This window comes from Frigoribacterium sp. R86507 (genome assembly GCF_044597695.1).
Lineage (GTDB): Bacteria > Actinomycetota > Actinomycetes > Actinomycetales > Microbacteriaceae > Frigoribacterium.
In genome coordinates this window covers 3,187,000-3,211,331 of record NZ_CP139002.1, presented here as the reverse complement: position 1 = coordinate 3,211,331, position 24,332 = coordinate 3,187,000, and the positions used below count along the sequence as shown (strand labels likewise).

Genomic DNA, 24,332 nt, shown 5'->3' with positions numbered 1-24,332 from the left:
GCCGGGATCAGGCGGTGGCGAGTTGCTGCGCCGCGGGGGCGAAGAAGTCGGCGTAGCTGGGGCCCGGCGTGATGTCGACGACGGTGCCGCACACGACGGGCTCGCGGTCGGCCTGCGCCCGGTCGGCACGGACGGAGGGTCGACGCTTGGGGTAGACCTCGATGCGGGCGGCGGGCACCCGGCGGTCGGCCACGTAGTGACCGGTCACGTCGACGGAGCGACGGACGTGTGCCACGAGCTGGTCGTGGCTGAGACGGGAGAGGTCGGCGGCGTTCATGCCGTGGCCTCTGCCAGGAGGAGTGCGCTGATGTCGATCGGCTCGGTGGGAGCCAGGTCGTGCGCGAGGGGGTGATGCCCGGAGGCGTGGACGATGTTCATTGTTCTGCTCATCTCTGCGGCCCTGCGACCGCGTGCGGAACGGGGTGGAGCGGGTCGCGTCGCCGTGAATCGACGCGTTCCCGACTCTCGCAGGTCACCGATCGATCGCCACCATCGGTCGACGCATCGTTCGCAAGGTGGACATTCGTTCGAACGACGGTCGTCGCCGTGCGCTGTGTCCCGCCCCGAGCCGTGAGCAGGGCTCAGCCGCGACGGGCCCAGTCGCGACGGGCTCAGTCGCGACGGGCCCAGAGCGCCTCCACGAGCGTCGTCGTCAGCTCGTGGTCGATCGCGAACGGCCGCCCGTCGAGGTCCGACACCGGGGCGATCTGGCGCCCGCTCGACAGCAGCCACAGGGCGTCGGCCTCGTGCACGCGGGCGAGGGGCAGCAGCTCGTACGCGGTCTCGTGGCCGAGGTCGGCCAGGGCGTCGAACACGGCGGCCTGCGTCGTGCCCTCGAGGATGCCCTGGTCGGTGCGTGGCGTGACGAAGCGGTCGCCGAAGCGCGCGACGAGCGAGGCCGACGGCCCCTCGAGCGCGTACCCGTCGCTGCTGACGAAGAGCACGTCGTCGGCGCCACGGCGGGCGGCCTCGCGCAGGACGCTCTTGTTCACGGCGTACGAGAGGGTCTTCGCGCCCTGCAGCAGCCACGGCGAGGTCTGGGCGACGTCGTGCCGGTAGCCGCGGTCGAGCGCCACGACGCGGATGCCGTCGCGTCGCTCGGCGGCGTGGTCCTCGTACACCTCGGTGCGCGCCCAGGCGGTCGGCTCGCTGTCGGGCACGCCCTCGAGGCCGCGCGTCACGATCAACTTGGTCAACGCGAACGGCACGGGTGCGTGGGCGGCAGCGGAGGCGAGCACCGCCTCGCGGATCAGGTCGAGGTCGAGGTCGGGCAGGTCGAGGAGCGCCGCCGAGCGGGCCAGGCGGCGCAGGTGCGGCTCGAGCGCCTGCACGGCTCCGTCGACGACGCCGAACGCCTCGAAGATGCCGTCGCCGCGCGTCACGCCCAGGTCGACGACGTTCACGGTCGGCTCGGTCGCGTCGGCGACGTGCCACCCGGGGCCCTCGCCTCGGGCGCCGATCCGGGCCCGGTCGATCACCACGAGCACGGGGGCAGGAGGCGCGGTGTCGGTCGTGGGGGAGGCAGCGGCAGCGGTGTCGGTCACGCCCTCGACCGTACCTCGGGCCCGGGTTTTCGCTTTGTGGACAGGCTGTGGAGAATTGCTCGTCGTCGAGAGGCTAGACGCTCTCGCGACCCGGGGCGGCTAACTCGCTGCTCGAGGGCGGGCCTCGGGAGCCCCATGGCTCGGCTGGCTAGGCAGTCTAGCTAATTTTTGCGTCTGAACAGGGGTTTTTCACGCGATGCGTTCTTGGCGTGCCCAGACTGCGGAGGTACCGTGAGCGAGCCCGCCCATGGTGGGCGCGTGGTGCCCGGTGGGCCGGAGCTTCTTCACGGGGCGGCCCGCCCGGCACCACACCACACGCGCCGAAGGGCCGCACCGTCGAGACGGTGCGGCCCTTCGTGGTCGGTGCGGAGGCGTCGGTCGCCGGACGCGACGGCCCCCGGAGGTGCCGGCCCCGGGAGGCGTCAGCCTCGGGAGGCGTCAGCCTCGGGGCTTGGGCGGCCCCGGCTTCGGGTGCGACGGGGCGGCGCCGTCACCCGTGGAGTCGCCGGCGGGATCGGGCTCGCCGGGCTTGGGGTGCCCGGGGATCGAGTCGCCCGAGAGGTTGAGGTCGTCGGGGTCCACCTCGATGTCGCCGCCGTCGTCCGGCCCGCCCTCACCGGGCAGGGCCTGGACGGCGTCCAGGTCGGTGTCCTCGTCGACGGCGGGGGAGTCCTCGACGGCCGATCGCTGCATCTCGGCGGTGGTCGCCTCGCTGCGCGGGAAGTCGGCCGTCGGGTCGTCGGCGTCGCGACGGTCCGGCGCGGAGTCGGCGGTTCCGGCGTAGCCGACGCCGCCCGTGGTCGACGACGCGTCGCGCGGGGTGGTGCCGGTCTGGGTCTCGTGCTCGTCTTCGTGCATGCGGGCACGGTACGCCGTGGGGGTGCGTGCCGCATGTGCGCCGGGGCAGACTGACGACATGACGACCCTCACCTGCCGCGCGATCGTGTTCGACATGGACGGCACGCTCGTCGACTCGACGGCTGTCGTCGAACGCATCTGGGGCGACTTCGCCGCCGAACACGAGCTCGACGTCGTCGAGCTGCTGGCGTTCGCGCACGGACGGCAGACCCACGACACCGTCACGCGGTTCCTGCCCGGGTCGTCCGAGGTCGAGGCACGCGCGCTGACCGACGGATTGCAGGCCGTCGAGGCCGGAACGAGGGACGGGACCGTCGAGATCCCGGGTGCGGCCGCCTTCCTGGCGGGCCTGCCGGGCGACCGGGTGGCCCTGGTCACGAGCGCGAACCACGAGTTGGCGCGGTCACGGATGGCCGAGGCGGGGGTGCCCTGGCCGGCCGTCGTCCTGGCGTCCGAGCAGGTGGCGGTGGGCAAACCCGCCCCGGACGGTTATCTGCTGGCTGCCGAGCTGCTCGGGGTCGAGCCCGGTGAGGTCGTCGTCTTCGAGGACGCCGCGGCGGGGCTCGAGGCCGCCCGCGCCTCCGGAGCCTCGGTCGTCGTGGTCGGGGACCACGACGGGCCGGCCGCCGACGGGCTGCCGCGCGTCACCGGGTACGAGGGCGTGTCGGTGATCGTGCGGGACGACGGACTGCTCGAGCTGACGCTGCCGTAGGGGGCGGGCGGACCGGGCTGGCCGGGCGGACCGGGCGAGCCGTGCGGACCGGGCTGGCCGTGCGAGCCGTACGGACTCTGCCGGTCTTACCGACGGCAGGGGATCAGCCGTGCAGCGGGTGCGACCCCTCGTGGTTCGTGCGCTGGGCGAGTGCGTGGGCGAACTCGCGCAGGGTCTCGTCCGAGGTGTGACGGGGCGCCCAGCCGAGCACGGTGCGGGCCTTCTCGGTCGACATGACCGGGATCTTGGCCGCGATGTCGAGCCAGCCCGGTTCGGTCGGCTGCAGACGGGCCAACCAGGTGAGCTGCACGACGGCGCGCAGCAGGCGGTAGGGCACGGGCAGCAGGCGGGAGCCGAACGCCCGGGCGATGCGGTCGGGGTCGACCACGGGCTCGGCGGCGAGGTTGAACGCCCCACCGGCACGGCGGTCGATCGCCCGCCAGAACGCGTCCGCGACGTCGCTCGCGTGCACGACCTGGGACACGAAGCGCGGGGCGAGCGGGAGGAACGGGGGGCGCACGCGCTGCATCCAGCGGGTGGGCACCCAGCGGCCGGCGAAGAGGCCGATGATCTCGCTCGCGGCGGCGGCCTGGAACACGAGACCCGGGCGCATGCGGGTCAGCGTGACCTCGGGGTGCTGCTCGGCGAAGGCGTCCATGACGCGCTCGTTGATCGACTTGTGCTTCGAGTAGCTCGAGCGGCGGACGCCCTTGGTCTTGTAGGTCTCGTCGACCCGGCGGCCCTTGGGGCCCCGCGAGTAGGCGCCGACCGACGAAGCGACGAGCACGTGCGGCACACCGGCCCGGGCAGCGGCGTCGAGGACGTGCGAGGTGCCGAGGACGTTCGTCCGGTACATCACGGCCTTACGGTGGCTCGGCTGGAGGGCCCAGCCGAGGTGCACGACCGCGTCGGCCCCCGCGAACGCGTGCTCGAGGGCAACGGGCGAGTCGTCGGCCCCGACGTCGATCGGGAACCAGGTGACCTCGCCGTAGGGAGGCGTTGCCATGCGCGGACCCCGGCGGGCGACGCCGACGAGCGACGTCACCTCGGGTTCGGCCTGCAGGCGGGTGAGCAGGGCGGTGCCCAGGTTGCCCGTGGCTCCGACGACGACCACGCGCATGGGGGTCTCACTTTCACGACTCGACGATCGGCCTCTCGCCGGCCCCGGGTGGGCGGCAGGCCTGCTCCGAGCCTACGCGCGGCCCCTGGGCGCGGGTCCGGCCCGGGTCAGGCGGCGGGGGGAGGGCCGGCCTCGGCGGAGATGCGGGCGACGGCGGCCTCGTCGAGCGCGAACACCTCGTCGCCGTCGCGCGGGTCGCGCACGGGCACCGGGGTCGAGCGCACCGACCCGTCGGCCGACACCTCGACCACGGCGAACCCCGAGCCGCGCACGGCCCGTTCGGTGCCGACGGCGGCCAGCACGTCCGTGTCGTTGGCCACCCCGGGCGCGACCACCACGGGCACGCCCGCCAGGTGGCCGACGACGTGGTGGTGGTAGTGCCCGGCGAGGACGACGCGGACGTCGGACCCCTCGAGGACCGCAGCCAGCGCCTCCGGGTCCTGCAGGGCGAGCGACTCGTGCAGGGTGGTCGGCGCCGCGACCGGCGGGTGGTGCAGCACGAGCACGGTGCCGCGCCCGGCGGGCGTCGCGAGCTCGTCGCGGAGCCAGGTGAGCTGCTCGGATCGCAGCAGGCCGTAGCCGGCCCCGGGCACGGACGTGTCGAGCCCGATCACCCGCCACCCGTCGACGTCGCGCACGAGGTCGAGTGGTCGGGCCGGGTCGCCGCCGAGCACCTCGGCGAAGCCCTCGCGCACGTCGTGGTTGCCCGGCACGAGCACCACCTCGGCGCCGGCCGCGCGGGCCCAGGCGTCGGTGCGATCGCGCAGGTGCCGGTAGGAGGCGCGGGTCCCGTCGTCCGACAGGTCACCCGACCCCACCAGCAGTCGCACCCCCTCGACCCGCGCGGCCTCCGCCAGCACGAGGTCGAGGGCTTCGGCCGTGTCGACGACACCCTGGTGCAGGGCTCCGTCGGCGAGCAGGTGGGCGTCGCTGAGGTGGACGATGCGGAGGGCTCCGGGCGGCAGGACGTGCATGCCGCGACGCTACCGGGTGCGGGGTGGCAGCGGCACGGTGCTCGGGTGGCTCGGTCCGCTCGGGTGGTCGAGTCGAACCACGGATGGGGCATCGAACCACGCAGATGGGTGGTTCGACAGCACATCGATGGTGCGACCCCGGATGTGGCGACCCCGGACGTGGCGGGCGGGCTCAGCCGCGGAACTGGTCGGCGGGGGCGAGGCGGCCGTGCACGCGGCGCCCCAGCTCGGCGAACATGTCGGTGATCGTCGCCCAGTCCTCGTGGGTCGGCGAAGTCGGTTCGACGAACAGGCCGTAAAAGCGCCGACCCCTGGTGAGCGACTCGACCAGGACGGTCTCGGAGCGGTCGAAGAACTGCGTCCCGTCCTGCTTCAGGGCGGACGCCCGGACGGGTTCGCCGGTCAGGTTGCAGAAGCCGGCCGACGCCAGGGCACGCGCGGTCTTGCGACGGGACAGCCGGGGAAGCACGGGGCTGGCCTCCGCCGCGCCCAGGACCGCACGCACGTGGGCGAACACGAGCTCTTGCTCGTGGACGGGGTGCGAGGCGGAGGTCGGCGAGATCGTCACCTCATCACCGTGGCAGGTCGAGGCGCCCGGGGCGACGCCCAGTGCGGGGGCGGCCCCTTGGGGTGCGACCCGGACTGGGGAGCCGACTCGGCGCGCCCGGCGCCCGCCGACGGTGTACCTCGGACCGCCGTGCGTGGCCGGTGTCGGCAATTCCGGGTCGGTGCCGCGGCGGGGCGCCGGGATGGGCGTGGCGCGGTCGGGCGGCGTCACGAGGCAGGAGTTGCCGACGGGGAGGTGCGGCGGGTGCGGGTGCGGTGCGGCGGAGTGGAGCGGGGCGGGACCCGGCTGGCGTCGGCAATTCCGGGGTGGTGCCGCGTCGGGGGTGCGGGGGTGGGCGTGGCGCGGTCGGTCGGTGACACGGGGGAGGAGTTGCCGACGGGGAGGTGCGGCGGGTGCGGGTGTGGGTGGGATGGGGTGCGGCGGAGCGGGGCGGGGCGCGGCGCGGCTGGTGTCGGCAATTCCGGGGTGGTGCAGCGTCGGGGTGTCGGGGCGGGCCTGGCGCGGGCGGTCCGTGACACGAGGCAGGAGTTGCCGACGGGGGAGGGCCGGGCGGGGTGGCGGGACGGGGGCGGAGTTGCCGACGGGGGAGGGCAGGGCCGGGTGGCGGGAAGGGGGAGGAGTTGCCGTCGGGGCGGGGCGGGGCGGGGCGGGGTGGGGACGAGGGAGAGGGACGATGGACGGGGGTGTCAGTGCGTCGGGACGTGCCGGAGAATTGCACGATGCCTCCTGCTGCTCCCCTCCACGGCCGCGACCTGGACGACTCGGCCCGGTGCCCCTGCCTCAGCGGCGAGACCTACGGGTCGTGCTGCGGACCGCTGCACCGGGGCAGCACGCCCGCCCCGACCGCGGAACGGTTGATGCGCTCGCGGTACTCGGCGTTCGCGCTCGCTCGCGCCTCCTACCTGCTCGAGACCTGGCACCCGACGACGCGCCCGGCGGCGCTCGAGGTCGACCCGGCCACGCGGTGGTTCCGGCTCGACGTCGTGCGGACGCAGGCGGGCGGGCCGTTCGACGCCGAGGGGACGGTCGAGTTCGAGGCGCACTTCCGTGACGCCGAGGGGGCCGGGTCACAGCACGAGGTCAGTCGGTTCGTGAGGGTCGACCGACGATGGCTCTACGTCGACGGCGTCGCGGGTTGACGCGGACCGAACCAGGCAGGCAGCCGCCGAACCGAGAGGACGGGGGGCGCCGCGAGCACACGGCGTCGCCGTCGACATCGGCATCGGGCGTCACGAAGAGGACGGCGGGTCCGTCGGGCCCGGCATCCTCTCCGTGACGCCGCCGGGCCGCAGGGAGAGCTTCACGGGCAGGGACCCACGGTCCGGACGACACCGATGCAAGGCTTGCGCCCTTCATCTCGACGAACGCTAGGCCGCACGGTTTGGTCCGGTTCAGACGTGGACGCTCCTCACAGGGACGGGCGACGGGACGCGTGTTTCGGGGGACAGGACGGGTGATCCACGGCCGAGCGCACGGCCTGACGCACGGCCTGACGCACGGCCGGGCGCACGGCCTGACCCGCGACCGACCGCACGGCCGACCGCACGGCCGGCCCTGCCGTCACGGAGCCCCGCGTCCAACGGCGACCGCCTCGAGCGCCCGGACCACCTCCGCCACGACCCGCTGCGCCCGCACGACACCGACCGGCCCGCCCAGCACCGACAGGGCCGCCTCGTGCACGACCCGCGCCACGAGCCGTCCCCGGTCGTCGACGAACCACTGCACGTCGAGGGTCAGCAACTGCGCCCGCCCGGCGAAGGCACGCAACGCGAGGGTGGACGCCAGCGTGCCCCGAACGGCCCGGGTGCTGCCGTCGGGCGCGAGCGAGAGGGTGAAGCCGTGATCGATCAGGGTCTGCTCGACGAGGTGCCGCGACTCGTCGTGCGGGCCCTCGAGGAAGACGTCGTGCGTGCTCGCCACCGGCGCGGCGGTCAGCGCAGCGGCGCGAGCATCTCGAGCTCCTGCGCCGTGGGGTCGAGGGCGTAGGCGTTGGTGTGGCCGGTCGGCTCGTACCCGCGTCGGCGGTAGAACGCGATGGCCCGCTCGTTCTGCTCGTGGACGTGCAGTCGAAGGGCGTCGCCCTCGGTCGCGGCCCAGGCCTCGACACCGTCGAGCAGCAGGTCGGTGACGCCGGCCGAGCGCCCCCGATGGGTCGGGGCGACGTACACGCCCACCAGCAGGGGCTGCCCCGGTGCCTGGAGGAAACCGCCCATGGCGCCGACCCAGTCACCCGTCTCGTCGTCGATCGCGACCAGCGAGGTGCCGTGCTCGGCCTCGCCCCGGGCCGCGCGCATCCGCCATTCGGCCTCGGCGTGACGTCGGGCGACGGCGAGCTTCTCGCCGTAGGCGATCGGGGTGTCCGCGAGCATCGCGAGGCGCAGGTCGCGGACGTACTGCCAGTCGTCGGCGGTCGTGCGGCGGACGGTCACGGGTCGTGCGGGCATGTCGCCACCTTGCCACACGGGCGGGACGAGGCGGGTGCAGGAGGCGCGGGTCGCGTCAGCGCGCCGGGTCGCGCCCCGAGGGTGTCACGTCGGGAGGCGCGGGTCGTGTCTCAGCCGACCCTCGCCACGGGCGCGGGGCCGAGCCGCTGCTCGGGGCGAGCCGGTGAGATCAGCGTCGCGCGCCTCCCGCGGTCGTCCGGCTCGGTGTCGACGCCGAGCACCTGCAGGCGCTCGGGAGTGCGGGCGCGCAGCGCCGCCGTCCAGGCGCAGACCAGGGCGTCGAGCAGGTCCTCGCGGTGCTTGTAGGCCCGGTCGACGAGCGGCGACGGCTCGTCGAGCAGTGCCGCCGACACGGGGTGCGAGTCGAGACGCACCGGTACTGCGGCTTCGGCCAGCCCGGCCAACCGACGCAGCAGCTCGTCGCAGGCCGCCGCGCGGGCCTCGCGCCGCGCCTCCTTCGGCAGGGTGAGGTCGGGCCGCTTGTAGCGGGGGCGCTTGTCGTCGTAGCCGAGCTCGCTCATCCCGACCAGCGTCGTGTACGGGTAGCACTCGAAGTGCCCGACCGCCTGGACCGGCACGGGCAGCACGCCGTCGTCGTACACGCCGCCGGCACGCTCGAGGCGCTCGCCGAGGGTGCGTCCGCCGAGCCAGGGCAAGGAGGCGCTGCTCGCGTTGGCCGAGACGTGCCACCGACCGTAGGCGCGCGCGACGAGCCGTTCGCTCGCCCGCATGCCCGTGGCATTGGGCACGAGCACGGGGGCGTCGATCGCGACGACGGAACCGGGCGTCGACCAGTGCAGGACCCAGGCCTCGACCTCGTCGACCCCGCGGGCCCAACCGGCGTCGAGCACCGTGCCGTCGGCGTCGATCACGGCCAGGCCGGTCTCGTTCGCGGGACGCTCGGGCGTCGAGTCGCGCCAGGCGAGGTCGACGCCGAGGTAGCGGGGCGCGGTCGGTGTCGCGGCGTCGGGCGGGGTCACCGGTCGACCGTACCCGCGCGGCCGGTCGGCCCGACCCCGTCGCGTGTGCCGGACGATACTGTCCCCATGCCCACCAGCACCCGCACCCCGGCCGACCTGCGCCGCTGGCGGCGCTACCTCGCCGACGAACGCGCCGAGGAGTCGACCTACCGCGACCTCGCCCGCCGCCGCGACGGCGAGGAGCGTGCGATCCTTCTCGCGCTGGCCGACGCCGAGGGCCGTCACGCGCAGCACTGGGTCGACCTGCTCGGCGACGACGTCGGACGCCCGGCCCGCACCGACCTGCGCACCCGCGTGCTCGGGGTGCTCGCCCGGCGCTTCGGCTCGATCTTCGTCCTCGCGCTGGTGCAGAGCGCCGAGGCGCGGTCGCCCTACGCGACCGACGCCGACGCCACCGACGCGATGGCCGCCGACGAGCGCATCCACGGCGAGGTCGTGCGCGGCCTCGCCGAGCGGGGTCGCAACCGCCTGTCGGGGTCGTTCCGTGCGGCGGTGTTCGGGGCGAACGACGGGCTCGTCAGCAACCTGGCGCTCGTGCTCGGCATCAGCGCGTCCGGCGTCGCGAACCACGTCGTGCTGCTCACCGGGCTCTCGGGCCTGCTCGCCGGCGCCCTGTCGATGGGTGCGGGCGAGTACGTCTCGGTGCGGTCGCAGCGCGAGCTGCTCGACGCCTCCACCCCCGATCCGACGGCGCGACAGGTGCTGCCCGACCTCGACGTCGACGCGAACGAGCTGGCGCTCGTCTACCGGGCGCGAGGCATGTCGCCGGACGAGGCCGAGGCCCACGCGCGGCAGGTGCTCGCGGGCGCGGGGCGAGGTGCCTCGTCGCCGAGCGCGCCTCCTGCGGGGGCCGCGCCGGGCGCCGCCACGGCCGGCTGGGCGGACGCCCCGGACCAGGAGGCGCGCTCGGGTGACGAACCCACCACCCACGAGACCCTCGGCACGGCCTTCGGCGCTGCCGCCTCGAGCTTCTGCTTCTTCGCGTCCGGGGCCGTCATCGCCGTGCTGCCCTACCTCTTCGGGCTGTCCGGGCTCGCGGCCGTCGTCGTGGCGTCCGCCCTGGTCGGCGTCGCCCTGCTCGGCACCGGCGCCGTGGTCGGCCTGCTGTCGGGGGCGAGCCCGGTCAAGCGGGCCCTGCGCCAGCTCGGCATCGGGTTCGGGGCGGCCGCCGTGACGTACCTGCTCGGGCTGCTGTTCGGGACGGGCGCCGCGGGCTGAGCCGGGCGCGGCGGGCTGAACCGGTCTCGGCGGGCTGAGCCGGTCGGTCGGGCGGGTCGAGGCGTCAGGCCTTGCGGTCGAGTTTCCACGCGATCCAGCACGTGACGAGCACGACACCGGCTGCAGCCAGGCGGGCACCCATCAGCACCCCTTGTCCGGTCGACGTCGTGAGGCTCATGTCGGAGCCGATGCCGATGCTCCAGATCGCACCGGACAGGGTGAGGCAGACGACCAGTGCGAGGCCGAGCACCACCGAGGTCGCACCGTGCGACCGCGGGCCGACGTCGTCGCGGCCGCGAGGGTCGCGCGAGAGGCGGGCGGCCCCGATGCGCACGATGCCGAGCCAGAGCAGGGCCACGGCGCAGGCGCCGACGACGTCGCTGCACCGGTGCCAGCCGAAGGCGACGGTCTGTTCGGCGACGACGGCCGCGAAGGCCGCGCCGATCATGTAGAACAGCGGCCGGGCGTGCCGACCGAAGGTGGTCATGATCGCCAGGACGGCGGCGACGGCGACGGTGACGTGCCCGCTGGGGAAGCTGTTGCCGTAGAGCTCGCCGGTCAGCTCGGGACGGGGCGCGAGCTGCTTGAGCAGCTGCGTGGTGACCGTGGCGCCGACGATCAGCACGCCCGCCTGGACGGCCGAGCCGGGCCGGCGACGGAGGAACGCGACCACCATCGTGAGGGCGACGACCAGCAGCACGGCCGGGGGAGAGATGGCGTCGAGCGCGACCCCGGACTGCAGCAGGGTGGTGCCGTCGACCGAGCGGAGGATGCTGTCTTCGATCGACTGGCCCGCCTCGGTGAGGACGGCGATCGTGTACACGCCCGCCAGCACGACGAGCGACGCCGACGACGCGACCACCCAGCGACCCGTGGCCCGTCGACGGACGGTCGGGGCCGTCGAGAGGGTGGGGTGAGCAGTCACCGGACGAGCTAACTACACGTCGCCTGGAAACCGGCTCGGTCCGACCTGCCGATGCGCCGTGGCCGACGGGACTCACAGCGGGGGTGCAGGGGATCGGCCGCCGGGCGGACGTCGTCGCTCCATCAGTCGCCAGGCGCCACCGGTGAGGGGTGCGAGCGTGACGGTCGTGTAGACGACGGCGACGATGCCGAACGCGACCGCCAGTCCGATCGTGTCGGCGGCGACCCCACCGAGCAGGGCGCCGATCGGGATGCCGGCCCAGGCTCCGGCGGTGACCAGCCCGAAGACCCGTCCGCGTAGGCGTTCTGGGGTGCGCTCGAGCTGCACCGTGCCGAGGATCGGATTGAGCGCGCCGGCGGCCAGTCCCGAGAGTGCCGTCGCGGCGACCAGCACCGGGAGCGGGGCCCCGAGGGCGAACGCCAGGCTCGACGGCCCACCGGCGAGGGTGAAGCAGACGACGAAGGTGACGCGGCGCGGCACCCGGTGGGCGACGAAGCCGAAGGCGACGTTGCCGGCGAGGGCGCACCCGCCCATGGTGGCGACGAGCAGTCCCAGGGCGGCCGCGCCTCCCAGTCGGTCGTTCGCGTAGAGGGGCAGCAGGGTCGACCCGCGGGCGGCGTCGAGCAGGTTCGTGACCAGCACGAGCGCGACGATCAGCCGCATCAGGGGATCGCGGACGACGAACCGGGCGCCCTCGGCGAGGTCGGCCCGGTAGGAGGCGCGGGTCGGCTCGGTCGAGTCGGTCGGCTCGGTCGGGTGGTCGGCGGCGGTTGCGCCGTCGGTCGGTGCCGCGGTGGTGGCCGGGTGGTCGTCTCTCGGATTCGGTGATCCGGTACGTACCGGATCGTCGGGCGGGGGAGCAGCGGTGATGGAGCCGGGTGATCCGGTACGTACCGGATCGGGCGCGGGGACGGGCGCCCCGGTCAGGGCGGCCGAGACGGCGAAGGTGGCGGCGTTGACGAAGAGGGACGCGACCGGCCCGACGGCGGCGACGAGCAGTCCCGCGATCGACGCCCCGATCAGCTTGGCGAAGCGCTCGGACCCGTCGATCAGCCCCACGCTGCGTTCGATGCGCACCCCGGCCCGTTCGGTCAGCCCGGGCAGCATCACCCGGCGTGCCACCTGCCCGGGGCTGTCGAGCAGTCCGCCGACGAAGACGAGGGCGAGCAGGGCCCAGAACGGCAGCCCGACGGTGAGGGCGAGCACGGGCATCGCGAGGACGGAGGTGCCGCTCACCAGGTCGGCGACGATCGCGGCCCTCCGGGGCCCGACCCGGTCGACGACGACGCCGCCGAGCGGTCCGCCGATGATCACCGGGGCCGTCGCGAAGGCCGCCGCGAGCCCGACCTCGGCCCCCGACCCGCCGAGACCCAGGACGTAGAAGGGCACGGCGAACGCCGTCACGACGTTGCCGGTCTGCGAGATCGCGTGGGCCGCGACCAGGGACGACAGCGCGACGCGGGCGGGGCGCCCGGGGCGGCCAGGGCGCCCGCTGCGGGGCCGGTCGGTGCGGCCGAGGTGAGGGGCGCTGTCGGTGACCCGCGCCTCCTCGGTTCGCCTGCTCTCGCTCACGACGGGCCTCAGGGGCGGCGGTAGGCCTGGTAGACGAGGGCGACCGATTCGGCGCCGTCGTCGGCCGCCGGGTCGTGGGCGGCGCTGGCGTCGAGCCAGCGGTCGACGACGGCCTCGAGGTCGCGGCGGAGTGCGGCCAGTTCGGTCGCCGTGAGGCGCAGGCTGCGGTCGCCGCTCGCCCCGGCCGCGACCCACTCGCGGGGCAGGGTAGGCATCGCGTCGACGTACTCGCCGAAGCGCGCGGCGTAGGCCTGGCCGATCGACTTCTCGAGGGCGGACGACGCGACGAGGCGGTCGGGGTCGTCGAGCAGCTCGGCGGGCTCCCAACTGGTGAGCTGGGCGGTGGCCTGCCACCAGCGTTCACGACGGTCGGTGGTCTGCGGCTCGGCCGGGCCGATCAGGTCGATCGAGGCGAGCTTCGACAGGTGGTAGCTGATCGTCCCCGGGGCCTCGTCGACGGCGTCGCCGAGCTGGGCGGCCGTCTGCGCGCCGCGTTCGCGCAGCAGACCGAGGAGGCGCAACCGCGTCGGGTGGGCGAGCACACGCATCGAGGCGGCGTCGGTGAGGGTGCTGCGGGAGGTCTCACGCGGGGTCATGTGGTCGACCCTAGGTGCGCAAGAGGTGTTGCGCAAGATGTGTTGTGGTGTTGACGGTGCCGGCTGGAAGATCGTGATGTCGGCTCGTGCAGGGACGAGCGGTTCGACCGGTCGAGCCGTGAGTGTGGTGGGTGTCGCGGGCGGAGGTCGAGCCCGCGGCGCATGCTCGGAGCACGACCGCCGGACAGCCCGGCTCGCAGGAGGAACCCGATGACGAAGACCCCGGACGACCCGCACGGCACCGACGAGACCGAACTCGAGCGCAGCGGCAACAGCAGCGGCGAGGGTCACGGCGACCACACCGTCGGCGAGCGGGACGACCGCCCCGTCGAGATCACCAGCGAGAACCACCCCGACGGCGGCACCGGCTCCCGCACGCTCGACGACGGACCGGCCGACGACGCCGTCCCCACCCGCCAGCCCGGCCAGGCCGAGGCCAGCCAGGTCGACGAGCTGATCGGCGACTACAAGGGCGACGGCGAAGGCAAACACACCTACTGACACGACCCGAGGAGGCGCGGGTCGGCTCGATTCGCGCCCCGCGCCTCCCTCGTGTAGTGTTTCCTCTGGCCAATCGGCCGGAGAAATGCGCCTGTAGCTCAACGGATAGAGCATCTGACTACGGATCAGAAGGTTGGGGGTTCGAGTCCCTCCAGGCGCACACGACTCGAAAGCCCCTGCCCTACACGGCAGGGGCTTTTCTCGTCTTGGGTGCTTGTCTGGCCGCCTCCGGCGGCGTGCGCCTTCGGCGCGAACTTGCACGGGACGAGGCTTGGCGCTTCGCGCCTCACCCGTCATCCGTCCCGCGTCCCCACGTTCGCCGGTCGAGTGGGCAGAAGGTGTCCTTCCCGTCGAGCTGGAGGACGTTTTCTGCCCACTCGACCGGCCGCAGGGGGCCGAGAGGGCGGAGCTGGGGCTCCGGGTCAGGGGGACGACGTCAGGGCGGCGAGCTCGGTGCGGCTGCGGGCCCCGAGCTTGCGCAACAGGTTCGAGACGTGGAACTTCACGGTGTTGTCGCTGATGCCGAGGGCCGACGCGATGTCGCGGTTCCGGTCTCCCGCGGCGACACGGTGCAGGACCTCGCGTTCCCGCTCGCTCAGGGCGGCGACCAACTCCCACGGCTCGTTCGACGGCGGCGGGTCGAGCGGCAGACGCACCGTCAACTCCGAACCCCACCCCACCGTCGACGCCACCGTCAGCTCGCCCCCGACCCCCGAGACCTGCTCGGTGATCGGCCGCAGGGCGTCGTCGTGCGCCGTCAACTCGCCCGCGCCGTCGTCCCGGATCGCGATCAGCAGGTTCAGGCCGTCGCAGTCCCACTGGATGCGCACCCGACGAGCGTCGCCCGCGTCCACGAAGGTGAGCACGGCGTTCCGGACGACGGCTCGGGCCACGTGCGCCACGTCACCCGGCAGGGCCCGGCCCGTCGCCGGTGGCTCGACGAACTGGACGTCCAGGTCGCCGAAGCGCACGAGCGGACGCAGGTCCGACCGGAGGCGCGCGAAGGCCCCGACGACCGGCTCGAGCGTCGTGCCCCGGTCGCGGTCGGAACCGGTCCGCAGGGCGACCAGGGCACTCGCGGCGACGTCGATGGCCTCGGCCCGCGCCGCCCGGTCGTCGAGGCGTCGCGAGCGCAGGGCGGCCAGCACGGACTCGAGGGTCATCGCGTGCCGGTCGACCAGGTCGGCGGTCGCCCGCGCGTGCTCGGACGCCAACGTCCGGGCGAGGGTGTCGGAACCGGCTCGGGTGGGGCCGTCGTGCAGGGTGCGACTCATGGGCCCACCCTAGGCGTCCACCTACCCGTCGCCACCGTCCCTACCCGAACGGGTGGGTGGGACGCCCCCGTCGAGGGGCTGCCCTCACAGCGTCGTCGGACCAGGATCGAAGGCAACGGGATCGACGACGTACCCAGAGGCCCGATCGGGCCCCGTCGCCCCCACGAGGAGCACCACATGAAGCTGCAGTTCGCCATGGACACCCTGACCACCGACGCCGCCCTCGAGCTGGCCGCCGCCGCCGCGCCGAGCGTCGACATCATCGAGCTCGGCACGCCCCTCATCAAGGCCGAGGGCTTCCGTGCCATCACCGCCATCAAAGAGGCGCACCCCGACAAGATCGTCTTCGCCGACCTCAAGACGATGGACGCCGGCGAGCTCGAGGCGGGCGAGGCGTTCAAGGCCGGCGCCGACCTGGTGACCGTGCTCGGCGTCGCCGGTGACAGCACCATCGCCGGTGCCGTCAAGGCCGCCAAGGCCCACGGCAAGGGCATCGTCGTCGACCTCATCGGCGTCGGGGACAAGGCCGCCCGCGCCAAGGAGGTCGTCGCGCTCGGTGCCGAGTTCGTCGAGATGCACGCCGGGCTCGACGAGCAGGCCGAAGAGGGCTTCACGTTCGAGAAGCTGCTCGAGGCCGGCAAGGCGTCGGGTGTGCCGTTCTCGGTCGCCGGTGGCGTCAAGGCCGCCACCGTCGGCTCGGTCCAGGACGCCGGAGCCGACGTCGCCGTCGCCGGTGCCGCGATCTACTCGGCCGACGACGTCGCCGGTGCGGCCGCCGAGATCCGCGCCGCCATCAAGTAGCAGCACACGCAGCAGCTCGCGAGAGAGCTGCGATGCGCAGGAGGCGCGGTGTCGGTCGGACCGGCACCGCGCCTCCTCGTCGTCCGTCGGTCAGCGGGGCGCGTCGACCAGGCGGGCCGAGACCGACACCACGACCTCGTCGCCCGCGAGGCCGCAGGCGGCCAGGCGTCCACGCAGTGCGTCGGCCGCCCGTGCCAGCGTCTCGGGCGTCGGGGAGTCCAGCGCGGTCGCCACGTGGGCGGTGACGGACACCGACCCGGGTGCGCGCGAGATCTCGACGAGGCCGGTCGAGCCCGCCAGATCGAGTCCTGCCGCGACGACCCGCACCGCCCCCTCGACGACCGGGTGCGCGTCGAACACGTCCACGACGCCCCCGACGCCGCGCAGCGCCTCGGTCAGGTCACGGGAGAGCGCGTCGTCGCTCATCGGTCGTCCTCCCTCGCCACGAAGACGTCGTCGACGAGCACGTCGACCCTCGTGACGGTCAGCCCGGTGTGCCGGGTCAACGTCTCGGTGATGCGGCTCCGCAGCTCGTCCGCGACGGCGCCGAGGTCGAGTCCGTACCGGGCCGCGGCCGTCACCCGGACGGCCACGTCGGCCCCCGCCGTCGTCAGGTCGCCCTCGAAGGCCGTCGAACCGAGCACGACGCCGGGCTGTGCGTCGCCCGCGCGGCGCACCAGTCCGCGTGCCGCGGCCTCGGTGACGCTCAACCGCACCGAGGGGTCGGGGTGCGTCACCGGGATCTCGCGTCCGCCGACGACCTCGAGTCGGATCGAGTCGAGGAGGCCGTCGATCCAGGCGCCGTCGCGGTCGGGCTCCCGGGTGGCCCGGTCCTCGAGGGAGGCACGGGACAGCTCGTGCACCCGGGCCAGCGACTGCAGGTACAGCCGGCAGGCGGCGGACCCTTCGATGGCCGGGTCGCGGGGGGTGCGCCCGGCGTCGAGGTAGTCGACGAGGCGGTCGACCGGGATGCCGTCGACCGTGTCGTCGGTCTCGGGCACGTCGAGGGGGGAGTGGTCGTCGATGCTCATCGCCACGCCTCCATCTCGGTGATCAGGAACGCCCGGGCCCGCGCGATCTTGCCCCGGACCGTCGAGACGGGCAGGTCGAGGGCCTCGGCGATGTCCGCATACGAGTAGTCGGCGGTCTCTCGCAACAGCCAACACCGTCGCTGGTCGAGGGGGAGCTTGTCGAGTGCCGACCACATGGCGTCGAGCTGCAGCCGGGCCTCGACCACGCGCTCGGGCGTCTCGTGCCGCGGGGCCGACACCTCGAGCCGGTCGACGTCGTCGTGGTCGCGCCGGACCCGCAGACGGTCGACCGCCCTGTTGCTGACGATGCGCATCAGCCAGTTGCGGACCCGGGACGGGTCGTCGAGGTCGGCCAGGCGCCGCCAGGCGGTGAGGAACGCGTCCTGCACCACGTCGTCCGACTCGAGGTCCGAGCCCAGCAGGCGCGCGGCGTACACCCGCATCAGCGGTCCGTGACGACGGGCGATGACCTCGTAGGCGTGCACGTCGCCGTCGCGCGCCCGGACGGCCAACGTCGCGTCCGCGGCGTCGAGGAGGGGGTCGTCGGTGGTGATGACGACCTCCTGCGATCGGACGGGGCGGGACCTGGTGCACGGGCCGGGTGGCCCGCACTGCGCCTCCTTGACTACCACCCCGTGCCCGGATCGGGGGACGTGATGGCCGAAAAGTGAGTGGTCGCGGATCGTTCACTGAGAGCTGGCTGACCCACCATGACACCGGTCGTGACCGATGCGTCTGAATGATGTGACCCGCTTCACGGGCACTCACACATCGGCCGCTCCACACCCGGCCTCAGCACAAGGAGAAATCATGAGCAACGTGACCCCCGCCACCAGCACCAGCACCGCTGCTGCCAAGAACACGTCGTCGCACGCCGCCGGCAAGAACACCATCGCAGAGGGCGTCGTCTCGAAGGTCGCCGGCATCGCTGCCCGCGAGGTGCGCGGCGTCCACGACCTGGGCAACGGTGCCGCTCGTGCCATCGGCGCGATCCGCAACGTGATCAACCAGCAGGACCGCGGCCAGGGCGTCTCGGTCGAGGTCGGCGAGAAGCAGGTCGCCGCCGACATCGTCATCGTCGCCGAGTACCCGGTCGAGCTGCAGCGTGTCGCCGACGACGTCCGCAAGGCCGTCACCGACGCCATCTCGCAGGTCGTCGGCATGGAGGTCACCGAGGTCAACGTCACGATCTCGGACGTCTACATCCCCTCCGAGGACGACAACGACGACGACAACGACAGCCGCGTCAAGTGACCGCCACGACCACCGGCATCCTGGTCGGAGCCGTCCTGGCACTGACCGCCGTGGCCTTCGGCTTCTGGGCCTTCGTGTTCGTCGCGATCGCGATGGCCGTCGGTTACGGCGTGGGTCGTGTCGTCGAGGGCAAGCTCGACATCCGAGGCCTGGCCGACGCACTCCGCGGGCGGCGGTCGTCGTGACCGCGGCGGTGACGGCCGACCAGGCCCTCCACGGCCGGAACAAGATCACGTCACGTGCCGTGCGTCGGGTCGTCTCGGCCGTCACCGCGGAGGCCCTCGAGGTCTCCGCGTCGAAGGTGTCGGTCGAGCTGGCCGACCACGACGGCGCTCTCAGCGTGATCGCCAAGACCCCCATCCGGGTCTCGCCCCTGGGCGTCTCCGGACATCGTTCGGGCACCCTGCTGGACCGCCTCACGACGGCCCAGTCCACCATCCGTGACCGTGTGCTGCAGCTGACCGGGTCGAGCATCGACAAGGTCGACCTGCAGATCACCGGTGCCGACATCCGAGAGAGGAAGCGCGTCGCATGAGCACCGCATCGCTCTACAAGCGCATCGTGCGCCGCGAGACGCACTCGTCCCGGGCCGGCATCGCCATCACGCTCGCCGTCCTGCTGATCGTCGCCCTGGCGTGGATCGGCACCGAGGCGGTCCTCGCCGCCGTCGGGACGGCTCCGCTGCTCCTGGCGCCGACCGACCTCGTCGGTTCGACCCTGGACGCCGCGAGTGCGCCAGTCGGCGTGTTGACAGCCGTCGCGGTCGTCGTCGCGCTGATCGGGCTCGTCCTGATCGTCGTGTCGCTCGCCCCGGGCCGTCGTGGCCGCCGTGGCGGCAAGGCCGAGCGCACCGTGGCCGTGGTCGACGACCGGGTCATCGCCCGCTCGCTGGCCCGCACCGCGAGCTACGCCGGCGACGTCGACCCCTCGCAGGTCAGCGTCAGCGTCGGAAAGCGCAGCGCCCTGATCGAGGTCACCCGCACCTCCGGCCGTCAGACCGACGTCCGCAGCATCGACGAGGCCGTCCGTGACGAACTGGACGCCTACGACTTCAGCCCGGCCCTGCGTCACAAGGTCAAGCTGTCCGAGAAAGGAACGGTCGGCTCATGAACAGCACCAATCGCGCTCTGAACCGCATCGTCGTCTTCGTCATCGGTCTCGTGCTGCTGCTCGCCGGTGGAGCGGTCGCCGTCGGCGCCCTCTTGCCCGACGTCCAGCAGACCGTCTCGCAGGGTGCCTCCGACGTGAAGGGCCCGACCACCGACGCCCTCACCGAGCAACCGTGGATCCTCTGGGTCGTCGCGGTGGCCGCCCTCGTGCTGATCGTGCTGCTCGCCTGGTTCGCCCTGCGACAGGGGCACGGCCAGACCGGCACGCTGCTCACCGTCGACGAGGGTTCGCGTCGTGACCAGACCACCGGTGGTCGCCTGGTGATCGACGCGAAGGTCGCCGAGCAGGTCCTCGAGGAGGCGCTGGCCGACACCCCGGGCATCGTCTCGGTGGACGTCACCGCCTTCCGCGTCAAGCGCGAGTCGGTCCTGCGCGTCACCGCGAACGCCCGCCGGGGCGTCTCGCCGACGGACATCCGTCGGAGCATCGACAAGGCCGTCGCCCACTGGGACGGCGTCCTCGGCACCGAGACCCCCGTCGTGATCCAGATCAACGGCGGACTCCGCAGCCAGATGTCGTCGGCCACCCGCCTCGACTGACGCCCGTCGCCCCACCGCGCGGACGGCCCTCGCCCTCGACCGAGGACGGGGGCCGTCCGTCGCACCACCCACGTTCCACGATGAAAGGCCGGTCTCATGAACGAGTCCACCCACCACGTCACACCCATCGACATCGACGCCGCGGCGTCCACCCAGGCCCGCTCGCCCGAGGAGGTCCTCGAGCACACGATCGGCGTCACCGTCCTCGGCGTCTCGGGCGTCCACGCTCTCGGCAGCGCACCCCAGCGGCTGGCCGGTGCCCTGCGCACGGCCATCGGCACGGGCTCCGTGCCGGGCGTCCGCGCCGGCACCACCGACGAGGGACTCGTGGTCGACATCGCCGTCGTCGCCGAGTACCCCACCAACGTCACCACGCTCGCCGACACCGTCCGCACGCAGGTCCAGCACGCCGTCGGGCAGCTCGACGGCGAGGAGGTCACGGTCAACGTGACCGTCACGGACGTGCACGGCCCGTTCGACTCCGAGGAGGACGCCGCCGACAAGGTCAACGCCGCGGCGGACAAGGCGAAGCAGGCCGTCTCGGACGCGGGCGACAAGGTCGGCGCCGCCGCCTCGGACGCCGGCGACCGGGCGAAGGAGGCTGGCGAGAAGACGAAGGCCGCCGCCACGGAGGCGCGTGACCGCGCCGGGGCCGCCGCGAGCGACCTGTCCGACAAGGCCGCGGCCGCAGCGGGCGACCTGTCCGACAAGGCCCGCGAGTTGGGCGACAAGGCCGGCGAGGTCGCCGAGCAGGCGAAGGCCACCGCGGCCGAGGTCGGCGAGAAGGCGGCCGACGAGGCCGACGACGTCGCCGACAAGGCACGCGACGTGGCCGACCAGGCGCAGGACGCTGCTGCCGACGCCCGCGACTCCGCGGCGGACCGCAGCGAGGACGCCCGCTCGACGACCGCCGACGCCACCGACGCCGCACTGGACAAGACGTCCGAGGTCGTCGCCGGTGCCCGCGAGAAGGCTGCCGACGCCGTGGACGGCGTGGCCGACGCGGTGGACGAGAACCGGGCCTCGGACGGCGACGCCACCCGCGCCTCCTCGGACGGCCGTCACGCCGACGGCGGCGACGTGACCGTGACGGTCGACGGCGGCACGGTGACCGTCGAGGTCGACTCCGACAGCGACGCGCAGGTCGTCGTCGACGGCGACGCCGTCTCGACGACGGAGAAGTGATGTTCGGGCGGCGCACCTCGATGACGACCCGACGCCCCCGGCCGCGGGCCGTCTGGGCCGCCCTGGTGACCTCGGTCGTCCTCTGCGTGCTGATCGTCGTCGGCGTGCTGCTGCCCGTCCTCACCCTGATCGGTGCGGCGGACGGCGGCACGGCCGGCGCCCTCGACGTGCCCGTCGGCTCGATCGCCGCGGGGATCGCCATCGGTTACGTCCTGGCCCTGGTGTTGCTGCTGCTCATCGTGAAGGTGCGCAACGGTGCCCTGGCCTGGGTGCTCGGGGTGGCGGCCGTGATCTCGACGCTCGTCGTATCGCTGTGGCCCCTCGTGGCCGTCGCGATCGCCGGTGTCGACCAGGTGCAGGACCTGATCCCGTTCATCCAGGACCTGATCGCCCGGTTCTGGCCCGGCAACTGACCGGCCCCGAGGTGGACCGACCCGTCTAGGCTGAGGCGGTCGTCGGAAGGGGTCCGGCGCACCATCGGGGGATCATCATGCGCTTCACCACCACACCAGCACTCGCCACCGTCACCGGGGCCGTCGCGCTCACGTTGCTGCTCGCCGGCTGCACCGGCGGCGGTGACGACTCCGGTGACGCCGGTCGGTCGTCGACCGGTCAGGCGACGGCCACGGCCGACGCCGCCGAGCAGACCGGTCGAGGCGACATCGCGCTCCCGGCCGACTGCGACACCGTCGCCACCGTGTTGGGCCAGGCCGTCGAGGGCCTCACGCTCGACGCGACGACCTCCGAGGTCGAGGACGGGGGCGCGGCCTGCACGTGGACCAACGAGGCGGACGGCACGCGTGTCGGCTTCTACGCCGAGGTCGAGGAGAACACCGAGGCCGAGATGGACGACGCGGTGCCCGACTCGGACGGCCTCTCGCTCGAACGGGTCGAGGACGACAGGATCGATTCCCTCGGGGGTCGGCTCTTCACCGGTTCGGCCACGGCCGACGGCCCGGTGGCCGGAGGCGGTGCGGTCGTCGTCACGCCCCACGGCACCGTGGGCGTCCTCACGGCCGCCCCCACGGGGGTCCCTGTCCGACTCGACATCGAGCAGATGGTCGACGCCACGGTGGCCTTCGTCCGCTGACGCTAGCCCTCGAGGAGGCGCGGTGCCGGTCGACCGGCACCGCGCCTCCTCGGCCGTCAGGGTCCGGAGAACTCGGCCGGGAGGTCCCGGCTCGTGTGCAGCACTAGGTGCACCCTGACGGCGTCCGCGTCGTCGGTGTAGAGCATCACGAACGGGAAGCGACGGAGCGCGATGCTGCGCAGGCCGTCGATGCCCGTCTCGACGGCGAATCGGGACGAGCCGAGGGTGGGATGTGCCGAGATGAGCGATCGGGCGTCGTCGAGGGCGTCGACGAAGTCGAGGGCGGCTTCGGGGGCTCCCTCGTCGAGGTAGTGGTCGACGGCCGAATCGATGTCGCTGTCGGCGCGCCGCGAGGTCACGACGCGGCGGCTCACGCGTGGTCGGCCCGGGCGCGGTGCACGCGGTCACGCAGGCCGTCGAGGTACTGCTCGTCGAGGTCCGAGCCGGGGCCCGACGCCATGCCTTCGACCACGAGGTCGCGCAGGCGCGTGCGTGCCTGCTCACGGCGGATCAACTCGCGGATGAACTCGCTGCTCGTGCCGAAGCCCCGCTCGCCGACCTGGGCCTCGACGTAGTGCTTGAGCCCATCGGGCAGGGAGACGTTCATGGTGGCCATGCGCTGATCCTAAACGCGATGGCAAGGTTTGTCATGCGCCCTCCGGCACCGCGCCTCCTCTGTGTCCCCCTTTTTGTGGGCATGACCGACGAGGGGGGTCTGTGGCATCGTTGAGCCGTTCGGAGAACGGCACGCTCCCACCAGGCGCGCCCACTGAGGGGAGCCGCGTGATCAGGGACGAAGCCCGCGAAGAACGTCGACAGCGGGCGGTCGAGAGCCTCGGCATCGTCGAGTCCGGCCACGAGGACCGCCTGGACCGCGTGACCCGCGTCGCCCGTGCGGTGTTCGGCGTGCCGCTGTCGTCCGTCACCGTCATGGACCACGAGCGCGCGCTCTACGTCGGCCGGGCCGGTTTCGACGACCCCGAGTCCGGGCGCACCGACACCCCGTGCAGCCTCGTGACCGACACGGGCGAGATCATCACCACCGACGACGCCCGCGTCGACCCGCGGTTCGCCGACCTCGGGGCCTTCAACGACAACGGGCTGGGCTTCTACGTCGGGCACCCGCTGCGCGACGGCTCGGGCAACGTCGTCGGCTCGTTCTGCCTGATGGACGCCGAGCCCCGGCAGCTTTCGGACGACGAGATGGCCGAGTTCCGCGACCTGGCCGCCTGGGCCCAGGTCGAGCTGCTGGCCGACGCCGAGGCCTCGGCCGCCCGGTCGACGCAGCAGGCGCTGTTGCCGGCAGAGCCCCTCGAGGTCGAGGGCGTCCACGTCGAGGGGATCTGCCTGCCGTCGCTGAGCGTCGGGGGCGACTACTACGACTACGGGCTGATCGGCAGGTTCGTGCACATGGCGGTCGGCGACGTGATGGGCAAGGGGGTCGGGGCGGCCATCATCGGCTCGTCCGTCCGGGCGGCCTGCCGGGCGGCCTCACCGCACGTCGCCGCCGGACGCGAACTCGGCCTCGCGGTCGACCGCATCGAACGGGCCGTGCAGACCGACCTGCAGCGCACCGGGTCGTTCGTCACCTACTTCCACGCCGTCCTCGACCTCGACACGGACGAGTTGTCGTTCGTCGACGCCGGGTCGGGGCTGGCGGTCATCGTCCGAGCCGACGGCACCGTCCAGCACCTCGCGGGCACGGGGCTGCCCCTGGGGCTCGACGAGCAGCAGCACGTCACCGAGACGACCCGCCTGGGCGTCGGGGACCAGCTGATCGTCATGAGCGACGGAGTGCTCGACGTCCTCGACGACGAGTCTGACTGGGCCCTCGAGGTCGGGCGGCTCGCGACGCAGCCCCGCGCGGGCGGCTCCGACGGGCCCGGCCTGCTCGAGTCCATGGCGGCCCTCACACACCGACGACTCTCACGCGACGACGTCACCGTCGTCGTGATGGACCGTCGCGCGTGACCGAC

General features: G+C 73.4%; 32 protein-coding genes and 1 tRNA gene. 15 read left to right on the top strand and 18 right to left on the bottom strand.

The features are described from left to right. Positions 1-7 precede the first annotated feature (7 nt). The 3 genes from SJY14_RS15235 to SJY14_RS15225 all read right to left on the bottom strand — a co-directional run bounded on the left by SJY14_RS15235 (position 8) and on the right by SJY14_RS15225 (position 2,402). Positions 8-277, bottom strand: a complete 270-nt coding sequence (locus SJY14_RS15235; protein WP_071255724.1) for a hypothetical protein — start codon at positions 275-277, stop codon at positions 8-10. Between the two features lie 334 nt (positions 278-611). Next, positions 612-1,544: an aminodeoxychorismate lyase gene (locus tag SJY14_RS15230; protein WP_255364217.1), complete on the bottom strand. Its 933-nt coding sequence runs from the start codon at positions 1,542-1,544 to the stop codon at positions 612-614. Between the two features lie 438 nt (positions 1,545-1,982). Continuing rightward, positions 1,983-2,402 carry a hypothetical protein gene (locus SJY14_RS15225; RefSeq protein WP_071255726.1) on the bottom strand — a complete coding sequence of 140 codons (420 nt, stop codon included), beginning with the start codon at positions 2,400-2,402 and terminating at the stop codon, positions 1,983-1,985. Positions 2,403-2,460: 58 nt separating this feature from the next. Between SJY14_RS15225 and SJY14_RS15220 the strand changes: the two genes are divergently transcribed. Next, the gene (locus tag SJY14_RS15220) at positions 2,461-3,114 is read left to right on the top strand and encodes an HAD-IA family hydrolase (RefSeq protein ID WP_071255727.1); all 654 of its coding nucleotides are present in this window, start codon (positions 2,461-2,463) and stop codon (positions 3,112-3,114) included. A gap of 103 nt (positions 3,115-3,217) precedes the next feature. Here the strand turns inward: SJY14_RS15220 and SJY14_RS15215 are convergent, their stop codons facing one another. The 3 genes from SJY14_RS15215 to SJY14_RS15205 form a co-directional block, all read right to left on the bottom strand. After that, positions 3,218-4,234, bottom strand: a complete 1,017-nt coding sequence (locus SJY14_RS15215; protein WP_071255728.1) for an NAD-dependent epimerase/dehydratase family protein — start codon at positions 4,232-4,234, stop codon at positions 3,218-3,220. Positions 4,235-4,341: 107 nt separating this feature from the next. Further along, positions 4,342-5,208, bottom strand: a complete 867-nt coding sequence (locus SJY14_RS15210; protein ID WP_396599346.1) for a metallophosphoesterase — start codon at positions 5,206-5,208, stop codon at positions 4,342-4,344. Positions 5,209-5,380: 172 nt separating this feature from the next. Beyond that, the gene (locus SJY14_RS15205; protein ID WP_071255731.1) at positions 5,381-5,776 is read right to left on the bottom strand and encodes a hypothetical protein; all 396 of its coding nucleotides are present in this window, start codon (positions 5,774-5,776) and stop codon (positions 5,381-5,383) included. 719 nt (positions 5,777-6,495) lie between these two features. Between SJY14_RS15205 and SJY14_RS15200 the strand changes: the two genes are divergently transcribed. Further along, complete coding sequence (locus SJY14_RS15200; protein ID WP_396599345.1) at positions 6,496-6,915, top strand: YchJ family protein; 420 nt, start codon at positions 6,496-6,498, stop codon at positions 6,913-6,915. Between the two features lie 421 nt (positions 6,916-7,336). On the opposite strand, the gene SJY14_RS15195 is transcribed toward SJY14_RS15200, so the two are convergent. From SJY14_RS15195 to SJY14_RS15185, 3 genes are all read right to left on the bottom strand, one after another. Further along, positions 7,337-7,696 carry a hypothetical protein gene (locus tag SJY14_RS15195; protein WP_396599344.1) on the bottom strand — a complete coding sequence of 120 codons (360 nt, stop codon included), beginning with the start codon at positions 7,694-7,696 and terminating at the stop codon, positions 7,337-7,339. A gap of 11 nt (positions 7,697-7,707) precedes the next feature. Next, positions 7,708-8,220, bottom strand: a complete 513-nt coding sequence (locus SJY14_RS15190; RefSeq protein ID WP_396599343.1) for a GNAT family N-acetyltransferase — start codon at positions 8,218-8,220, stop codon at positions 7,708-7,710. 110 nt (positions 8,221-8,330) lie between these two features. Next, a complete protein-coding gene (locus tag SJY14_RS15185) occupies positions 8,331-9,200 on the bottom strand; it encodes a DUF429 domain-containing protein (RefSeq protein ID WP_396599342.1) in 870 nt (289 codons plus the stop codon). 66 nt (positions 9,201-9,266) lie between these two features. Here SJY14_RS15185 and SJY14_RS15180 point away from each other — a divergent pair, with 66 nt between their 5' ends. Next, positions 9,267-10,418 carry a VIT1/CCC1 transporter family protein gene (locus SJY14_RS15180; RefSeq protein WP_396599341.1) on the top strand — a complete coding sequence of 384 codons (1,152 nt, stop codon included), beginning with the start codon at positions 9,267-9,269 and terminating at the stop codon, positions 10,416-10,418. A gap of 64 nt (positions 10,419-10,482) precedes the next feature. Here SJY14_RS15180 and SJY14_RS15175 read toward each other — a convergent pair whose 3' ends face one another. The 3 genes from SJY14_RS15175 to SJY14_RS15165 all read right to left on the bottom strand — a co-directional run bounded on the left by SJY14_RS15175 (position 10,483) and on the right by SJY14_RS15165 (position 13,511). Then, positions 10,483-11,343, bottom strand: coding sequence for a phosphatase PAP2 family protein (locus SJY14_RS15175; RefSeq protein ID WP_396599340.1), 861 nt, complete (start codon positions 11,341-11,343; stop codon positions 10,483-10,485). A gap of 72 nt (positions 11,344-11,415) precedes the next feature. Then, positions 11,416-12,915, bottom strand: coding sequence for an MFS transporter (locus SJY14_RS15170; protein ID WP_396599339.1), 1,500 nt, complete (start codon positions 12,913-12,915; stop codon positions 11,416-11,418). An 8-nt stretch (positions 12,916-12,923) separates the two neighbouring features. After that, on the bottom strand, positions 12,924-13,511 hold the full coding sequence (locus tag SJY14_RS15165) for a helix-turn-helix domain-containing protein (RefSeq protein WP_396599338.1): 588 nt from the start codon (positions 13,509-13,511) through the stop codon (positions 12,924-12,926). Positions 13,512-13,721: 210 nt separating this feature from the next. On the opposite strand from SJY14_RS15165, the gene SJY14_RS15160 reads away from it, so the two are divergent. Both SJY14_RS15160 and SJY14_RS15155 read left to right on the top strand, forming a co-directional pair. After that, entirely contained in the window at positions 13,722-14,012 is a 291-nt protein-coding gene (locus tag SJY14_RS15160) for a hypothetical protein (RefSeq protein ID WP_396599337.1), read from the top strand. A gap of 87 nt (positions 14,013-14,099) precedes the next feature. Next, a tRNA-Arg gene (locus SJY14_RS15155) sits at positions 14,100-14,172 on the top strand. Positions 14,173-14,434: 262 nt separating this feature from the next. On the opposite strand, the gene SJY14_RS15150 is transcribed toward SJY14_RS15155, so the two are convergent. Then, positions 14,435-15,286 (bottom strand): LuxR C-terminal-related transcriptional regulator, encoded by an 852-nt coding sequence (locus SJY14_RS15150; protein WP_396599336.1) that lies wholly within the window; start codon positions 15,284-15,286, stop codon positions 14,435-14,437. A gap of 177 nt (positions 15,287-15,463) precedes the next feature. Here SJY14_RS15150 and hxlA point away from each other — a divergent pair, with 177 nt between their 5' ends. Beyond that, positions 15,464-16,087, top strand: a complete 624-nt coding sequence (hxlA, locus tag SJY14_RS15145; RefSeq protein ID WP_043597635.1) for a 3-hexulose-6-phosphate synthase — start codon at positions 15,464-15,466, stop codon at positions 16,085-16,087. A 90-nt stretch (positions 16,088-16,177) separates the two neighbouring features. On the opposite strand, the gene SJY14_RS15140 is transcribed toward hxlA, so the two are convergent. The 3 genes from SJY14_RS15140 to SJY14_RS15130 are packed head-to-tail and all read right to left on the bottom strand — an operon-like array spanning position 16,178 to position 17,750. Then, a complete protein-coding gene (locus tag SJY14_RS15140) occupies positions 16,178-16,513 on the bottom strand; it encodes a hypothetical protein (RefSeq protein WP_396599335.1) in 336 nt (111 codons plus the stop codon). Next, a complete protein-coding gene (locus SJY14_RS15135; protein WP_396599334.1) occupies positions 16,510-17,118 on the bottom strand; it encodes an Asp23/Gls24 family envelope stress response protein in 609 nt (202 codons plus the stop codon). The genes SJY14_RS15140 and SJY14_RS15135 overlap by 4 nt, the downstream gene beginning before the upstream one ends. After that, positions 17,115-17,750, bottom strand: a complete 636-nt coding sequence (locus SJY14_RS15130) for an RNA polymerase sigma factor (RefSeq protein ID WP_396599333.1) — start codon at positions 17,748-17,750, stop codon at positions 17,115-17,117. Before SJY14_RS15130 ends, SJY14_RS15135 begins: the two co-directional genes overlap by 4 nt. A gap of 178 nt (positions 17,751-17,928) precedes the next feature. Here SJY14_RS15130 and SJY14_RS15125 point away from each other — a divergent pair, with 178 nt between their 5' ends. The 8 genes from SJY14_RS15125 (at position 17,929) to SJY14_RS15090 (ending at position 22,356) form a co-directional block, all read left to right on the top strand. After that, positions 17,929-18,372: an Asp23/Gls24 family envelope stress response protein gene (locus SJY14_RS15125; RefSeq protein WP_071255749.1), complete on the top strand. Its 444-nt coding sequence runs from the start codon at positions 17,929-17,931 to the stop codon at positions 18,370-18,372. Then, a complete protein-coding gene (locus SJY14_RS15120) occupies positions 18,369-18,557 on the top strand; it encodes a DUF2273 domain-containing protein (protein ID WP_071255750.1) in 189 nt (62 codons plus the stop codon). Before SJY14_RS15125 ends, SJY14_RS15120 begins: the two co-directional genes overlap by 4 nt. After that, on the top strand, positions 18,554-18,907 hold the full coding sequence (locus SJY14_RS15115; RefSeq protein ID WP_071255753.1) for a hypothetical protein: 354 nt from the start codon (positions 18,554-18,556) through the stop codon (positions 18,905-18,907). Before SJY14_RS15120 ends, SJY14_RS15115 begins: the two co-directional genes overlap by 4 nt. Beyond that, positions 18,904-19,482, top strand: coding sequence for a hypothetical protein (locus tag SJY14_RS15110; RefSeq protein ID WP_396599332.1), 579 nt, complete (start codon positions 18,904-18,906; stop codon positions 19,480-19,482). Before SJY14_RS15115 ends, SJY14_RS15110 begins: the two co-directional genes overlap by 4 nt. Continuing rightward, the gene (locus SJY14_RS15105; protein ID WP_396599331.1) at positions 19,479-20,081 is read left to right on the top strand and encodes a hypothetical protein; all 603 of its coding nucleotides are present in this window, start codon (positions 19,479-19,481) and stop codon (positions 20,079-20,081) included. Before SJY14_RS15110 ends, SJY14_RS15105 begins: the two co-directional genes overlap by 4 nt. A 96-nt stretch (positions 20,082-20,177) precedes the next feature. Next, positions 20,178-21,266: an Asp23/Gls24 family envelope stress response protein gene (locus SJY14_RS15100; RefSeq protein WP_396599330.1), complete on the top strand. Its 1,089-nt coding sequence runs from the start codon at positions 20,178-20,180 to the stop codon at positions 21,264-21,266. 20 nt (positions 21,267-21,286) lie between these two features. Continuing rightward, positions 21,287-21,679 carry a hypothetical protein gene (locus tag SJY14_RS15095; protein ID WP_083396295.1) on the top strand — a complete coding sequence of 131 codons (393 nt, stop codon included), beginning with the start codon at positions 21,287-21,289 and terminating at the stop codon, positions 21,677-21,679. Positions 21,680-21,756: 77 nt separating this feature from the next. Continuing rightward, positions 21,757-22,356: a hypothetical protein gene (locus SJY14_RS15090; protein WP_396599329.1), complete on the top strand. Its 600-nt coding sequence runs from the start codon at positions 21,757-21,759 to the stop codon at positions 22,354-22,356. 56 nt (positions 22,357-22,412) lie between these two features. Here SJY14_RS15090 and SJY14_RS15085 read toward each other — a convergent pair whose 3' ends face one another. Both SJY14_RS15085 and SJY14_RS15080 read right to left on the bottom strand, forming a co-directional pair. Next, positions 22,413-22,715 carry a type II toxin-antitoxin system RelE/ParE family toxin gene (locus SJY14_RS15085; protein ID WP_396599328.1) on the bottom strand — a complete coding sequence of 101 codons (303 nt, stop codon included), beginning with the start codon at positions 22,713-22,715 and terminating at the stop codon, positions 22,413-22,415. Between the two features lie 11 nt (positions 22,716-22,726). Continuing rightward, entirely contained in the window at positions 22,727-22,972 is a 246-nt protein-coding gene (locus tag SJY14_RS15080) for a type II toxin-antitoxin system ParD family antitoxin (protein ID WP_396599327.1), read from the bottom strand. A gap of 167 nt (positions 22,973-23,139) precedes the next feature. Here SJY14_RS15080 and SJY14_RS15075 point away from each other — a divergent pair, with 167 nt between their 5' ends. Beyond that, the gene (locus SJY14_RS15075) at positions 23,140-24,327 is read left to right on the top strand and encodes a PP2C family protein-serine/threonine phosphatase (RefSeq protein WP_396599326.1); all 1,188 of its coding nucleotides are present in this window, start codon (positions 23,140-23,142) and stop codon (positions 24,325-24,327) included. The last annotated feature ends 5 nt before the right edge of the window (positions 24,328-24,332 follow it).

What these genes read in the sequence shown, in the direction of transcription:
- SJY14_RS15225 (WP_071255726.1), bottom strand. Translation starts at nt 2,402, where the DNA reads ATGCACGAAGACGAGCACGAGACCCAGACCGGCACCACCCCGCGCGAC.
- SJY14_RS15095 (WP_083396295.1), top strand. Translation starts at nt 21,287, where the DNA reads ATGACGACCCGACGCCCCCGGCCGCGGGCCGTCTGGGCCGCCCTGGTG.
- SJY14_RS15140 (WP_396599335.1), bottom strand. Translation starts at nt 16,513, where the DNA reads ATGAGCGACGACGCGCTCTCCCGTGACCTGACCGAGGCGCTGCGCGGC.
- SJY14_RS15110 (WP_396599332.1), top strand. Translation starts at nt 18,904, where the DNA reads ATGAGCACCGCATCGCTCTACAAGCGCATCGTGCGCCGCGAGACGCAC.
- SJY14_RS15210 (WP_396599346.1), bottom strand. Translation starts at nt 5,208, where the DNA reads ATGCACGTCCTGCCGCCCGGAGCCCTCCGCATCGTCCACCTCAGCGAC.
- SJY14_RS15105 (WP_396599331.1), top strand. Translation starts at nt 19,479, where the DNA reads ATGAACAGCACCAATCGCGCTCTGAACCGCATCGTCGTCTTCGTCATC.
- SJY14_RS15200 (WP_396599345.1), top strand. Translation starts at nt 6,496, where the DNA reads ATGCCTCCTGCTGCTCCCCTCCACGGCCGCGACCTGGACGACTCGGCC.
- SJY14_RS15180 (WP_396599341.1), top strand. Translation starts at nt 9,267, where the DNA reads ATGCCCACCAGCACCCGCACCCCGGCCGACCTGCGCCGCTGGCGGCGC.
- hxlA (WP_043597635.1), top strand. Translation starts at nt 15,464, where the DNA reads ATGAAGCTGCAGTTCGCCATGGACACCCTGACCACCGACGCCGCCCTC.
- SJY14_RS15215 (WP_071255728.1), bottom strand. Translation starts at nt 4,234, where the DNA reads ATGCGCGTGGTCGTCGTCGGAGCCACGGGCAACCTGGGCACCGCCCTG.
- SJY14_RS15235 (WP_071255724.1), bottom strand. Translation starts at nt 277, where the DNA reads ATGAACGCCGCCGACCTCTCCCGTCTCAGCCACGACCAGCTCGTGGCA.
- SJY14_RS15160 (WP_396599337.1), top strand. Translation starts at nt 13,722, where the DNA reads ATGACGAAGACCCCGGACGACCCGCACGGCACCGACGAGACCGAACTC.
- SJY14_RS15135 (WP_396599334.1), bottom strand. Translation starts at nt 17,118, where the DNA reads ATGAGCATCGACGACCACTCCCCCCTCGACGTGCCCGAGACCGACGAC.
- SJY14_RS15090 (WP_396599329.1), top strand. Translation starts at nt 21,757, where the DNA reads ATGCGCTTCACCACCACACCAGCACTCGCCACCGTCACCGGGGCCGTC.
- SJY14_RS15100 (WP_396599330.1), top strand. Translation starts at nt 20,178, where the DNA reads ATGAACGAGTCCACCCACCACGTCACACCCATCGACATCGACGCCGCG.
- SJY14_RS15190 (WP_396599343.1), bottom strand. Translation starts at nt 8,220, where the DNA reads ATGCCCGCACGACCCGTGACCGTCCGCCGCACGACCGCCGACGACTGG.
- SJY14_RS15125 (WP_071255749.1), top strand. Translation starts at nt 17,929, where the DNA reads ATGAGCAACGTGACCCCCGCCACCAGCACCAGCACCGCTGCTGCCAAG.
- SJY14_RS15220 (WP_071255727.1), top strand. Translation starts at nt 2,461, where the DNA reads ATGACGACCCTCACCTGCCGCGCGATCGTGTTCGACATGGACGGCACG.
- SJY14_RS15165 (WP_396599338.1), bottom strand. Translation starts at nt 13,511, where the DNA reads ATGACCCCGCGTGAGACCTCCCGCAGCACCCTCACCGACGCCGCCTCG.
- SJY14_RS15080 (WP_396599327.1), bottom strand. Translation starts at nt 22,972, where the DNA reads ATGGCCACCATGAACGTCTCCCTGCCCGATGGGCTCAAGCACTACGTC.
- SJY14_RS15150 (WP_396599336.1), bottom strand. Translation starts at nt 15,286, where the DNA reads ATGAGTCGCACCCTGCACGACGGCCCCACCCGAGCCGGTTCCGACACC.